Source organism: Rossellomorea marisflavi, from assembly GCF_009806575.1.
Lineage (GTDB): Bacteria > Bacillota > Bacilli > Bacillales > Bacillaceae_B > Rossellomorea > Rossellomorea marisflavi_A.
The window spans coordinates 1,127,647-1,140,748 of the sequence record NZ_CP047095.1 but is presented as its reverse complement, the minus strand read 5'-3'; the positions used below and the strand labels follow the sequence as shown (position 1 = coordinate 1,140,748).

Annotated in this window: 14 protein-coding genes; 2 read left to right on the top strand and 12 right to left on the bottom strand. The window is 51.8% G+C overall.

Going from position 1 to position 13,102, the window contains the following annotated elements; genetic code table 11:
• Positions 1-73 precede the first annotated feature (73 nt).
• The 6 genes from D5E69_RS06025 to D5E69_RS06005 form a co-directional block, all read right to left on the bottom strand.
• Positions 74-607: a GNAT family N-acetyltransferase gene (locus D5E69_RS06025; RefSeq protein WP_231578950.1), complete on the bottom strand. Its 534-nt coding sequence runs from the start codon at positions 605-607 to the stop codon at positions 74-76.
• Positions 608-639: 32 nt separating this feature from the next.
• On the bottom strand, positions 640-1,008 hold the full coding sequence (locus D5E69_RS06020; RefSeq protein ID WP_048005212.1) for a hypothetical protein: 369 nt from the start codon (positions 1,006-1,008) through the stop codon (positions 640-642).
• 112 nt (positions 1,009-1,120) lie between these two features.
• A complete protein-coding gene (locus D5E69_RS23800; protein ID WP_262370536.1) occupies positions 1,121-1,255 on the bottom strand; it encodes a hypothetical protein in 135 nt (44 codons plus the stop codon).
• A 146-nt stretch (positions 1,256-1,401) separates the two neighbouring features.
• The gene (locus tag D5E69_RS06015; protein ID WP_063190792.1) at positions 1,402-3,486 is read right to left on the bottom strand and encodes a heavy metal translocating P-type ATPase; all 2,085 of its coding nucleotides are present in this window, start codon (positions 3,484-3,486) and stop codon (positions 1,402-1,404) included.
• Between the two features lie 18 nt (positions 3,487-3,504).
• The gene (locus tag D5E69_RS06010) at positions 3,505-3,768 is read right to left on the bottom strand and encodes an ArsR/SmtB family transcription factor (RefSeq protein WP_231578972.1); all 264 of its coding nucleotides are present in this window, start codon (positions 3,766-3,768) and stop codon (positions 3,505-3,507) included.
• A 202-nt stretch (positions 3,769-3,970) separates the two neighbouring features.
• Positions 3,971-4,147, bottom strand: coding sequence for a hypothetical protein (locus tag D5E69_RS06005; RefSeq protein WP_156185293.1), 177 nt, complete (start codon positions 4,145-4,147; stop codon positions 3,971-3,973).
• A gap of 175 nt (positions 4,148-4,322) precedes the next feature.
• Between D5E69_RS06005 and D5E69_RS06000 the strand changes: the two genes are divergently transcribed.
• Positions 4,323-4,781, top strand: a complete 459-nt coding sequence (locus D5E69_RS06000; RefSeq protein ID WP_159129427.1) for a VOC family protein — start codon at positions 4,323-4,325, stop codon at positions 4,779-4,781.
• Between the two features lie 184 nt (positions 4,782-4,965).
• Here D5E69_RS06000 and D5E69_RS05995 read toward each other — a convergent pair whose 3' ends face one another.
• From D5E69_RS05995 to D5E69_RS05980, 4 genes are all read right to left on the bottom strand, one after another.
• The gene (locus D5E69_RS05995) at positions 4,966-5,316 is read right to left on the bottom strand and encodes a hypothetical protein (RefSeq protein ID WP_159129426.1); all 351 of its coding nucleotides are present in this window, start codon (positions 5,314-5,316) and stop codon (positions 4,966-4,968) included.
• Between the two features lie 138 nt (positions 5,317-5,454).
• A complete protein-coding gene (locus D5E69_RS05990) occupies positions 5,455-6,594 on the bottom strand; it encodes a mannitol-1-phosphate 5-dehydrogenase (RefSeq protein ID WP_159130331.1) in 1,140 nt (379 codons plus the stop codon).
• A gap of 5 nt (positions 6,595-6,599) precedes the next feature.
• On the bottom strand, positions 6,600-8,672 hold the full coding sequence (locus D5E69_RS05985; protein ID WP_159129425.1) for a BglG family transcription antiterminator: 2,073 nt from the start codon (positions 8,670-8,672) through the stop codon (positions 6,600-6,602).
• An 85-nt stretch (positions 8,673-8,757) separates the two neighbouring features.
• Positions 8,758-10,671 carry a PTS mannitol transporter subunit IICBA gene (locus D5E69_RS05980; protein ID WP_048013632.1) on the bottom strand — a complete coding sequence of 638 codons (1,914 nt, stop codon included), beginning with the start codon at positions 10,669-10,671 and terminating at the stop codon, positions 8,758-8,760.
• Between the two features lie 200 nt (positions 10,672-10,871).
• Between D5E69_RS05980 and D5E69_RS05975 the strand changes: the two genes are divergently transcribed.
• Positions 10,872-11,417 (top strand): class I SAM-dependent methyltransferase, encoded by a 546-nt coding sequence (locus D5E69_RS05975; RefSeq protein ID WP_159129424.1) that lies wholly within the window; start codon positions 10,872-10,874, stop codon positions 11,415-11,417.
• Here the strand turns inward: D5E69_RS05975 and D5E69_RS05970 are convergent.
• A complete protein-coding gene (locus D5E69_RS05970; RefSeq protein WP_159129423.1) occupies positions 11,414-12,163 on the bottom strand; it encodes a serine hydrolase in 750 nt (249 codons plus the stop codon). The genes D5E69_RS05975 and D5E69_RS05970 overlap by 4 nt on opposite strands.
• Positions 12,147-13,097: an alcohol dehydrogenase catalytic domain-containing protein gene (locus D5E69_RS05965; protein WP_249931574.1), complete on the bottom strand. Its 951-nt coding sequence runs from the start codon at positions 13,095-13,097 to the stop codon at positions 12,147-12,149. Before D5E69_RS05965 ends, D5E69_RS05970 begins: the two co-directional genes overlap by 17 nt.
• Positions 13,098-13,102 lie beyond the last annotated feature (5 nt).

The following is a 13,102-nucleotide window of genomic DNA, read 5'->3' as shown; positions in this document are numbered from 1 at the left end:
TTGTTTGGTTGAGCGTGACCGGTGGGCAGATCACGCTTTTTAATGAGGAAGATGGGGGGGGTGAACAGGCATTTCAGCCTGGCGGCAGGTGTGACGTTTGGATCCTTCCCATGATCAGCGTGTCGTGGTAGGTTCCATCGCTCAACCGTTTGTCGTCCACCAGGATGCCTTCGGTTATAAAGCCGTACTGTTCGTAGAGCTTGATGGCTTTATGGTTGTCGGCGAGGACGGAGAGGGTGACCTTTCTGATCTGCTGGGCGTCTGCCCACTGCAGCGACTGTTCAAGGAGCTTGCGGCCGATGCCGTTTCCCCAGTGGGCCTTCAGAAGGCAGACGCCGAATTCAACTCTATGGGCGGAACGTTTCAGTGGACTTCCTTCGCACCGGGAGAATCCTACGATCTCACCGTCCGTTTCCGCTACGAGGAAAAGATGATTGGGCGTTTCTTCATCCGTTTGGATGATCGTGCGGAATCCTTCAGGCGTGATGAAGGCCTCCCCCTTTTCCCGGTCCATGAATTCAGTCTCGCCATCGATAATGGGACGGATGGTGGATAGTCGTGGTGCATCTTTCATTTGCGCCTGGCGGATGGTATAGTGGCTGGTCATCGAGTCGGTCACGTCCATTTCGTGTTAGATTATTAGTCGAATATAATAGGGATGGTTTGTTTCCGGTCTCCTTTTATAAGGGTGACCGTCGCTTTTTGATCACTTTCCCAATGGATCTTGATCTCATCAGGTATCTTGGTTTTCGTCATCACCTGATCCCCGTATCGGATATCGATGACAGGATCGGGGAATTCGTCCACTTTCACCACCTCGATGGTGTGAACGTCATGGGGGGACGAACTGATTTCAAGGGTGGTTTCACCGGTCCTGAAAAAGAGCCATCCGATGATGAATGGGAGAAGGAGGATGGGGAGGACGACAGCAAGGAGGCACCCGATCCCGGTCAGGTTCTTCGTTTTTCTTATATCGATTTCATCTTCATGGTCTGTTCGTGGGTTCATATTTGGACCTCCCTTCCATTTTTAGAGTATCATATACGGTAGAATTTGGTGGATTTTTATTAGAGAGGCGTTGGAGGACTAGCCGCATGCTGTCCGATTTCCTTTGATTTCATTAAAAATTGTCTTCTTTTGGATAACACGGATCTGCTTTATTACCGGCTTTTTGAATTTTTTTACCGACAATCGGATTTTTTCTACCGACTTTGAAGAATCTATTACCAACTCTCTGATTCTCTACAAAATCCATTACCAACTTCACGGGCTTCTTTCCAACTTGCTTGCGGATTGACCGGGTTCTTCCGTTTATCCTCTACTTCCACTCCTTATGACCGACTCCCCTCTCATGCCATCGCAAAAAAAAGAAGCAGGCCGCGGTTGGCCTGCTTTCTCCTATCAACCCTGTTTCTTTTCCCCAAGCATGACCGTCAGACTGATGAGCGTGACGAGGATCGTGGCACCCATGTCAGACAGGATGGCGATCCAGAGCGTCAGCAGACCCGGGATCGTGAGGAGCAGGGCGATGAGCTTGAGTCCCAGGGCGAGGGTGATGTTGATTTTGATGATGCGGTTCACCCGTTTGGCGATCCTGATAGCCGATGGGAGCTTGCCGAGATGGTCCTGCATGAGGACGAGGTCGGCGGTCTCGATGGCGCTGTCGGTCCCTTTCCCCATGGCGATCCCGAGGTCGGCCGTGGCGAGGGCCGGGGCGTCGTTGATGCCGTCGCCCACCATGGCCACGCGGCCGGTCCTGGTGAGCTCTTTGACCTTGGCGACCTTTTCGTCTGGCAGCAGGCTCGCATAATAGTCGGTCAGTCCGACTTTGCTCGCGACTTTCTCGGCCGTACGGTCGTGGTCGCCCGTGAGCATGACCGTACGCTTGATGCCTGCTGAGTGGAGGCGTTCGATGATGTCATGGCTCTCTTCCCGGATCTCATCGGTAATTCCGAAGAGGCCGAGGACCTGCTCTTCATCGGAGACGATGACCAGGGTGTAGCCTTCCCGCTTGAGCCGTTGGATTTCACCGTTCATCTCGTCTGATAGTCCAAAGGAGATGCTGTTTTCATTCCCTACCTTGTATGTCCGGCCGTTCAGGATGGCCGAGACCCCTTGCCCGGTGATCGTGTTGATCTCGTCGGGTTCGATGAAGGTGAGGTCCTCTCTCGCCAGTCGCTCCATGACGGCTTTGGCGATGGGATGGGAAGAGGATTTCTCGATGGACCCGGCGATGGTGAAGAAGCGGTCGTCGTAGATCTTCACCTGCTCCACATGGGGTTCCCCTTTTGTGAGCGTGCCGGTCTTATCGAAGGCAATGGTGTCGATTTTCCCGAGCTGCTCGAGGAACACCCCGCCTTTGACGAGGATCCCGTTCTTCGCGTTGCGGGCGATCCCTGAGACGATGGCAATGGGAGACGACAGGATCAAGGCGCACGGACAGCCGACGATGAGGACGGCAAGCCCTTGGTAGAACCACTCTCCCCACTCCCCGTTCAGGAACAGGGGTGGGATGACGATGACCAAGGCCGCAATGATCATGATGAGCGGGGTGTAATACTTGGCAAACGTGTTGATGAACTGCTCCGTCGGGGTCTTCGTCTCCTGTGCCTCTTCCACCAGATGGAGGATCTTGGCGAGGGATGAATCATGGTATTCCTTCTGGATGGATACCTTCAGGACCCCTTCGTTGTTGATGCTGCCACCGAATACGGCTTCTCCCGGTTGTTTTTCAACCGGCATCGCTTCCCCGGTGATGGCGGCTTCGTTCACGGAGCTTTTGCCCGATTCCACAATCCCGTCGGACGGGATCTTCTGTCCCGACTTCACGAGGACGATGTCCCCCACCTTGAGGCTTGCGATCGGTACGACGCTCTCTTCCCCGTCTTTCAACAGGATGGCTTCCTTCGGTGCGACTTTCAGCAGCTCTTCCATGGAGCGGCGCGCTTTCTCCATGCCCATGCCTTCGAGGAGCTCATTGACGCCGAACAGGATCGCCACAAGCGTACCTTCCTTCCATTCACCGATGGAGAAGGCCCCGATGAGGGCGATGGTCATGAGCGTATCGATGTTGAACTTCAGGCGGAACAGGTTCTTTGCTCCCTTGAGGAACGTGGGATATCCGCTGATGGCGGCGGCGGAAAGATACAGGGCAATCGATGCTGGATGATTGATCACCGAGTCAACGAAAATCGCCAGGAGGAAAATGACCGCTGATACACCAAGGAGCATCTTCATCCGGCTGCTGCTTGTGTGGGAATGATCATGGCCGTGAGCCCCGTGGTCATGATCATCCTTCTGGATTGCTGCTCCATCCGCGTGCAAAATCTTCTCCACACGTCCCATGTCGACCCCGTCGGCGAGCACCATCTTGCTGCTGTTGTAAAGGATCCTGGATCCTTCCCCGTTATCAAGCTTATTGATCTCCTCTTCCATTTCCCGCGCGCAGTTACTGCAGGATAGACCCTGGAGTTTGTATTCTTTCATTATGTGTTCCCCCAGTCGTTAATGGTGCCGTGCGTGGTGGATCGTTTGCTGCAAAAGATTCATCACATGATCGTCATCCGCTGAATAAAATAGGGTCGTTCCCTGACGGCGATACTTGACGAGACGGAGGTTCTTCAGGAACCTGAGCTGATGTGAAACCGTCGTCTGCAGGAGTGAAAGCTTCTCGGCGATTTCATTGACGGAATGCTCTTTTTGCGCCAACAAATGAAGGATCCTCACCCGGGTCGGCTCCGATAAGGCCTTGAACGTCTGTGTGACCATGAAGAGGGTTTCTTCATCGATGGCATCACATGTGCAGAGATGACTTTCTTCTATTTTTTCTGGTTCGATCGCTTCATTCTTGTTCTTTCCCATTTTCAAACTCCTATCCTATTTGAGTATATGACAATGTGTTCATATATGATATGTTCATCATAAGAAAAAGGTGCACCCAAGTCAAGGCGTGCACCACAATTTGTATCCACTATTCGGATTTTTCTTTTCTTGCTTTATCCACGGCTACCCATATGTAATAAAGGATCCAAAAGAAGATGATGATGAGACTCGCAAACAGGAGCTGATGATACGGGATGAAAAGGAAGACAAGGATGGTGAAAATCAGGAAGGGCGGCAGTAGTATAAAGTATTTTTTCCAGTCCACGTCGGGCACCTCCTCTTCCACCTTTCTTCCATCACCATACCACGTATCGCCCTCATGGAAACATTAGGAATCTCTGCGACTTATGGCGTATGAAAGAATCATCCTTTTACACGGTGGCACTTCCCTCTCCTACCGGTACACTTTCCTTAACAAGCTTATTAAGGGAGGAAACATCATGATCAAAGGACTATACGAAGCCCATTTACCCGTCAGCGATCTTGAGCGCGCGATTGGATTTTATGAAGGACTCGGGCTGAAGCTCGCCAAGAAATACAAGAAGACCGCCTTCTTCTGGATCGTGGAGAATGAAAGCTGGATCGGGCTGTGGGAAGGCGAGCAGGCAAACATCCCCTATCACGCGTCGATCAGGCACATCGCCTTCCGGGTCGACCTGGAAGACTTGAGCACGGCGAAGGAGTGGCTGAAGGAACGCGGCATTGCCATGAGGGAAGCGTTCGGATTCCAACCTGTGGAGCCGATCGTCATGCCCGATCAGGCGCACGCCATGGTTTATTTCCATGACCCGGACGGGAATTCCCTTGAGTTCATCTGCAGGCTGGACAGTGAGCCGGTAGATGAACCGGATATGTATTTGAGTGAGTGGGAGGCACATGTAGAAGTTAAGTCTTCATGATTGGTCCGTGCCTCTCCGCTCCGTAGGACCGCTTTCCGCGGGGCGTGCGGTGAGCCGCTTCGGCTGCGCCTCCAGGGTCTCACCTGCCCGCCTTTCCCGGAGGAGTCGGTCCTCCTCCGCTGCGAGGCACTCTGTGCTTTTTACGCGGTCCTTTCACGCTTCCTTCAGTTGAATGCGCTCATATCTATCGGTCTACTCTGAGGATATCCAGGTGCTTGGATGTCGACATCAGGTCTATTGTGTGATCCCCTTTTGTGTAATAAACGGAAGCCCCTTCCCTTTCTCCTTTTTCCCATCCATTGGCCTTGAGGACCATTTCAAATCCATAGGGAATCCCGTTTTCTTCAGATGCCCTTGACCAATCATACTGATGACCATGCTCATTATCCCCGACCAGTTTCGCATGTGTAGGAACTGGAAAGTGGTATAGATCCTCTGACGGCTCGTAAAGAGATAATGTGATGAAATAGTACAGTGGTGCTGCAACGATTAAGGCTGTGGCTGTTGCAAGGATCCAACCGATTTTTTTCTTCATTTCCCCCACCCCATTTCAGTTATGTAGTAGTAAACCTTTTCCATATTTCCATTGTATAATTTTTCTAAATGCAGGGATACTGCCAGCCTGCCGAAAAAACAAAAAAGGAAGCACGGGGTCTCCATGCTTCCTTTTCCTTTATGCTTTCAACGCGTCGTACTGGGCGATGATTTCTTTCGTGATGGCACTGTCTGGATCGAGTGCGCTGATCTCTTTCAGTGCACCGGCTACGCCGTGTTCTTTGATGATGGATTGAACTTCGACGGCTTCCGGATCTTGCGGGTTGTCGAAGAGCAGGGCAGCTGCGATGGCTTTTGCGAGATTCGTGTAGCCAAGGCCAGCTTTGGCTGCCTGTGTGGTCGGGCGGATCAGACGGTCTTCCGGTCCGAGTTTACGGATTGGTGCGCGGCCAACCCTGGTGACACCGTCGTTCAGGTAGGCGTTTTGGAAGCGGGAGATGATCTTCTCGATGTAGGCGAGGTGATCCTCTTCATTCAAGCCGTATTCCTTCACAAGGTATGCTCCTGTTTCTTTCAGCGTCTCACGCACCTGGTGGGCGATGGCTTCATCGGCAAGGGTCTGATCGATCGTTTCCTTCCCTTGAAGGTAGCCGAGGTAGGCGATGACGGCATGTCCTGTGTTGACGGTGAACAGTTTGCGCTCGATGAATGGAGCGAGCTCATCCACGATGGTCATTCCGTTGACCGGCGGGATGGTTTCAGACGTTTCCACGACCCATTCGTAGTAAGGTTCGACAAGGACGTCGAGTGAATCCTGATCCTGGATCGGCACGATGCGGTCGACGGCGGAGTTGAAGAAGTGGACGTTCCCTTCCATCTTGCTGACGGTTGATTCAGAAAGGTGCTCAAGGATGTATCCTTTCAACAGGTCGGTTGCACTGATCTGGTTTTCACATGCGATCACATAGAGCGGCTCGGATGTTTTCTCCAGGCGCGCTTCAATTCCCTTGGCGATGAGGGGGGCGATGCGCGGCAGGATATTCGGTCCGATGGCTGTTGTAAGGTAGGTCGCTTCTGCGATGCCTGCGACGACTTCGTCTTCCTGGTGGAGGTTATTCAACCCTGAGACGTTGGTGATGGTTTCAGACTCGTTTGATTCCGTTGCAAGCTTCACCTGATAGGTGCCTTCTTCGTTCAGCTTGTTGATGATGGTGTCGGCGATATCGACGAAGGTGACGTGATAGCCTGATTGGGCGAATAGGGCTCCGATAAAGCCCCTGCCGATGTTTCCTGCTCCAAAGTGGATCGTTTTATTCATCATTATCATTCCTTTATAAGGTTTTGTTGAACATAGTCTAAGAAGAGTTCTTCGAGCTTTCGATAGATCATGGCCTCGTTGGTGGAAGAATAGATCATCATGGACGCCTGGTTTTCAATGAGGCTCGTGGAGATGAGGCTGAGGATTTCGTTTTCCCTTTCACTTAACCCTTCCGGGGCCAGCATGAGGAGAAGGCTCTTCATCTCCATGGGCTTCCCGTTCATCCCTTTGATGAGGAACGGCTTGTCGAGATGCGCCACCTGGAACACGAGCTGGGTGACGTGGGGGTCGAGGCAGTGGAATAGCCCCATATTCGTTCCGGGAATCCCAAGTCCGCCCCGCTGTTCCCTTTCCATCAGCTTGTCCATGACCTTTCCTTCATCGGTCACGAGGCCATCCAGCTTCGCCTGGCGGACCATTTCGTTCATGACGGTGAAATGATCCGTCACGGATTGCTTCCGGTACACGCGGAAGTGATCCAGGATCGATTCGATGCTTGTGTGGACGTCTTTGATTTCCTGCAGAAGTCCGCGGATCTCCGTCGGCTTCTTCTCTATTTTTACCGGTTTCACCGGCTTCAGGTATTTCCTGCTTGTGATCCGCTCAATGTTGTTCTGGACGTACGTCTGAATAATCGCGATATCCTCTTCGCTCAAGAGCGGGCTGACAAGGATATAATCCAGATTGGTGAACGGAAGGCGCACGGTGGATATGACGATATCATAGTCGTCGGGATCGGCATCCCTGAAGTCATTCAGGGATAAGATGCCGACGGGATTGATGATCTTCAGTTCCTTCTTGATCCTGCTTGCGAGCATCTTGGACGCTCCGATGCCTGTCGGACAGACGATGACGGCATCGACCTTCACCTTCTCTTCGTTCATGAGAAGGGCCGATCCGAAGTGGAGGACGATATAGGCGACCTCCGCATCGGGGAATATCATGTCGGGAAACTCTAGCTCCAGGCTGTCCTTCACGGCGAGGAACAGGACCGGGTACTTCTTCTTGATCTCATCCGTCAGGGGGTTGAAGAGCTCCATCTTCTGTTGAAGGCGGAAGATCGACGGTCCCATATGCGCCATGAGCCCCTGATACAGGGAGAAATCATCCGTCAGATCGACGGTGAGCTTGACCGAAACATCGCTCACGAGTTTCTTCACAAGATGACCGAGGAACACACTATCATAATAGGTGGCACCCGGTTCCTGCAGCTTCGATCCCCGGAGGATGACCGACCAGAAGGCGACATCGGCCTCTGTGATCGTCACGGAGAGCCTTTCCCTGAGGACGTCTGCGACAGACTTCATGAGGCTGTATTCCCTTGATTCGTCGGGAGTTCCTTGGCTCTGAAGGACATGGCCCCTCCGCACCCGCTGGATGGAGAGGCAGATGTGGACGACAAGGCCGACGAAATCACTGTCGACCAGGTTCACACCTTCCTGATCCAATACGATTCCGAGCGATTCATAAGTAGCAAGGAGAAGCTCAGGTTCATAAAACCCGAGAACAGGCAGTACGCTATCCTGCCCTTTTTGCAGGGAATAGAGGCTGTCGATAATCTCCTCGTAGAAATACACGATGGAGAAGCTTGCCAGGGCATGGCGGCGGCTTCCTTCATCGGCTGCTACTTCCACCCCCACCCCCCGCTTCCGGGTGAGCGTCACGTTGAACTTGGCTAGCCAGTCCGCGACTTCATCAAGGATGGTCGTCAGGCTTGAGATGCTGATGCCCAGCTCATTGGCCAGAACGCTCATCTTGAAAGAGGAGCCTCCCTCGAGAAGGGTGACGAGGAGCCGGAGCTTCCTCTCTTCAGGTGTTTCATCCGTCGGTTCGGATTCCGCCAGCTGTTGGATGAGCCTGTAGATGTTTTCATTTTTCCCGCTGATGAAAAGACCATCGGCAGGTGTCCGCATGAGCTCGAGTTGATGCTGCTTCAGTACGCCCTCAATGGACTTCAGGTTGCGCTGGATTGTCCGTCCGCTTACGTTCAAATACGCAGAAAGGGAGTGGACGGTATGTTTACCCGAGGTTTTCACAATCAGTTCGATGATCGCTTTTTCCCTGGATGTAATGAACATACGTCTCCCCCCTTTCTTTATCTACACTAGTATAAGAACATCCAAATCGGAAAAGCAAGCGTGCGCCTCTCCGATTTGGATTCCATTAGTTGCTATTGATGATGTCTTTGATTTCTTTTGCAGAAGAGGCGAGGACCATTTTGTCGACGTTCTCCTGCTCGGAGCAGATGACCGCGATGCTTGAGAGGATCTCAAGATGCGTGCCGTCTTTACCGGCGATACCGAAGATCAGCTTCGCTTTCTCTCCGTTGAAGTCGACACCGTCTGGAACCTGGATGATGGTGAATCCGGATTTCAGGACTGCCCGCTTCGCTTCTTCCGTACCATGCGGGATGGCTACGTTATTACCCATGTAAGTCGTCGTGATGCCTTCACGATCGATCATGGCGTCTACATAGCTGTCTTCCACGTATCCGGCTTTTGCCAATGCTTCACCGGCAAATCGGATGGCTTCTTCCTTCGTTGCGAACGATTGATTCAAGAAGATGTTCTCTTCTAGTAGAAGATCGTCATCTCCTGAGTCAGGAGCGTCAACAGGTGCTTCCGCTTCTTCCACGAGCTCTTCTTGAGCTGGTGTCACGTCAGCCTGAAGGCTTCCGATCAGCTTGTCATATTCGGGACTGGATAGGAAGTTATCCACTGAGATGTGGTACGCACTTGGAAGCTTGCTTTGCGCACGAGGCGTCAGCTCTTCCTGTGTGATGACCACTTGGGCATCGGCCGGCAGATTGCTGATGGCCGTGTTGGTGACGGTCACGCCTTCAATGCCTGCTTCCTTCACTTTCTTACGAAGGAGTGAAGCACCCATTGCACTGGACCCCATTCCGGCATCACAGGCGAAAATGATTTTGTTTACATTCTCAGGAAGCTGTCCGTTTGATTGCTGGTTGAAGTGACCGGCAACGGAGCTTTTCTTCCCTTTCATATCTTCCATTTTCTTTGTTGCTTCTTCGATGTTTCCATCGTCTTTTTTGCTTGATTTCAAGATGACGGCCGACACGAGGAAGGATACGACTGCAGCCACGATGATCGCCGCGAAGTTCGCGATGTACGCTCCAACGTCTCCAGTCGGTGTCACCAATCCAATGGCGATGACACTACCTGGTGAAGCCGGTGATGCAAGACCTCCGCCAAGAAGGACAAGGGTCAGCACTCCACTCATACCACCAAGGATGACTGAAAGGAGCAGTGCCGGTTTCATCAGCACATACGGGAAGTAGATCTCGTGGATCCCCCCGAAGAAATGGATGATGGCGGCACCAGGTGCGGATTGCTTCGCTGTTCCTCTTGAGAAGAACATATACGCTAGCAGGACACCAAGACCTGGTCCAGGGTTTGCTTCCAATAGGAAGAGGACCGATTTTCCTGTTTGTTGAACCTGCTCCAACCCGATCGGGGAAAGGATCCCGTGGTTGATCGCGTTATTCAGGAACAAGATTTTGGCCGGTTCGATCAAGATGCTTGTCAGCGGCAAAAGATGCGCTGCGATGAGCCAATCGACACCGTGGACAAGGAGCTGGGTGAATGCATCCACCGCAGGACCGATTCCGAGGAATGCAAGGAGGGCTAGGGCTCCACCCAGGATTCCTGCTGAGAAGTTGTTGACGAGCATTTCAAATCCTGAACGGATCTTCCCGTCAACCAGTTTGTCAAATATCTTGATGACATACGCACCAAGGGGACCCATGATCATGGCGCCGAGGAACATCGGCGTATCAGGCGCACCGACGATGACACCCATCGTGGCGATGGCACCGACGACACCTCCCCGCTGATCGTGAATCAATTTACCACCCGTGTACCCGATCAAGAGCGGTAACAGATACGTCACCATCGGACCTACAAGGCTGGCAAGGCTTTCATTTGGGATAAGGCCGTCTGGAATGAAAAGCGCAGTGATTAATCCCCACGCGATAAAAGCACCGATATTCGGCAATACCATGGAACTCAGGAAGTTACCGAACTTCTGAATCTTTACTTTAACAGTAGACTGTGCCATGTAATTTCTCCCCTTCTATAGTAGGATTTATGACATAAGATCACATCTATATGATATGTCACCTGAGAAACCCCATACAACCTTCTTGAAAACTGACTTTGTCGCGACACCCGTGACAAAGGTAATGTATCTGTCTTGACAGTTCAAGATAAAGGAAAATCATCGAATCTGGTCGAATGCATAAGTTGAGGTGAACGATCATGGAAGAATTGAAAGTGGTGATCGGCGCGGGACCCTACCATAATAACCCCGGCTGGATCCATACCGATGAGCTGGAGCTCGACCTTCTTATAGAAGAAACATGGAAAAGGACATATGAAGAAAGCAGCATTTCGGCCGTTCTCGCCGAGCACGTGTGGGAGCATCTCACTGCAGAAGAAGGACTTGAAGCCGCTAAACGCTGTTACCGCTATCTCAGAAAAGGCGGATACGTCCGCTGCGCCGTACCCGATGGGTTTTTCCCGGATGAGGAGTATCAGCACATCGTACAGGTAGGCGGACCAGGACCGGCGGATCATGTTGCAGCCAGCCATAAAATTGTCCATACATACAAAAGCCTGACTGAGATGTTTTCACAGGCAGGCTTTGAGGTCAAATTATTGGAGTACTGCGATGAGGACGGACAGTTTCACGCTTCCGAGTGGGATGAAGCAAAGGGCGTGATCTTCCGTTCGAAGAAGGTGGATCCCCGGAATCGGGAAGTCTTGACGTTCCCTTCTTTGATGGTGGATGCGGTGAAGAATTAACCCAGTGAACGGTGTAAGAGACGCAGGGACTCTGCCAGGCAGTCATCGGTCCCTTGCGATTCTCTCCGGTCAGGAACACCTGCCGCCCCTATGACAAACAAACATCGGTCTTTCCCAAACTCCCCGATCACACCAATGTCGATCGCCATATCCGGCAGTCCTCCAGTCATGTGATTGAGTTGATGAGACGGTATGCCTTCCACTTCTTCCTGCTGGCGGACCAGTCCATTCATGATTGGCATCCACACATCAGGACGACAGTCATATCCTTCCACCACTTCGATCAGCATCTGCAACAACTCCTGAAGCATCCCTTTATTTTCAGGTGAGCGGGGATCAGAAGTGACGCACATATGATCAAAACGCCTTCGAATCATTCTATTCACACGTTCCCATCCCCCTGCCAAAGTCACCACCTGTTCAGCAACGACACTATCATGGGATGCAATCATGACTTCCACGGCCTCCCCAAGCATGAGTGACTGCCTATTTTGATAATGTGGATACAATTCACGACTATCTTCATCAGGGTTAAAGCGGATAGGTTGGATGACCTCATCCCATTTCATTCCTCCACTCTCCACCATACCTGCGACTGCAAATCCAATCGCTACTTTTCCTGCCGAAGCAAGCGGCATAACCAACTCCTCATTATAGGATGCTGTGATCCTCCGATCCTTAGAGGAATAGGATAAGAACCCAGTGCTCCCATGCACCGCTTTCAATAAATCAATCACTTCTTTCATCGTTTACCCCTCTATCTTTTTTATAATCAACAAACACTTTCAGTGGCCGGATGGATTCCATCTCTTCAAAGCAAGCGATAACTTGATCCCGTATGATCTCCCGTTCAAACAAATCCGTGAGATACGGCGTCTCTTCATATGTACTGAAAAACCACTCACCATGTTTGCGATAGTCATAGCCATCACTTGAAGCAACCATTCTCAATTCCTTCTCGAAGAAGACGGAAGGAAGCGTAAATTCATCACGATTCCCATCTGATAAAACGCAGATGGTCCCCTCCCGCTTCATGACGTTCATTAGCGTGAGAAATGCAGCACTGTGGGCTGAGCACTCCAATCCCGCATCATAGGAATCTTCTATTTCGGCTTCACTGCGGTAGATCCTGTCGGCACCAAGTCGCATCGGCAGTGGATGCCTCGCTTCATCGGGTTCCACCACATCCACATGCCTCACCCCGAGATGATGTTTCAAAAAATGAACCGCCAAGACGCCCATCGTCCCTGCTCCTGTTACGAGAACACGGTCTTCTTTCGAAAGATTCAGCTTCAGGACGCCCTTGGCTGCATCACAGGAAAGCGTATTAAGAAGCGCAGACTTCCACTCTACATCCGCAGGAACCCTGACCGCCTTACTGGACGGGGTCACCCCGAATATCTGCTGACCGTAAAAAGCGATAACGCGATCGCCCACTTTGAAATCTGTCACGGCACCCCCAATTTCAATGACCTTCCCTGCGCTTTCGTACCCGACCTTTCGCGGATAGACGGGCTCCAGATCGGTCGGGTCCGTCCCTAGATATTGAGGCATTTCAGCCCCGATGCTTATTCCGCACGCATGGGTTTCAACCCGGATTTCGTCTTCTGATAGGACATAGTCCTCTTCACTGAGCCATTCCAACTTCCTTGGGGCATTCAGGACAAGACGTTTATTCATATTGA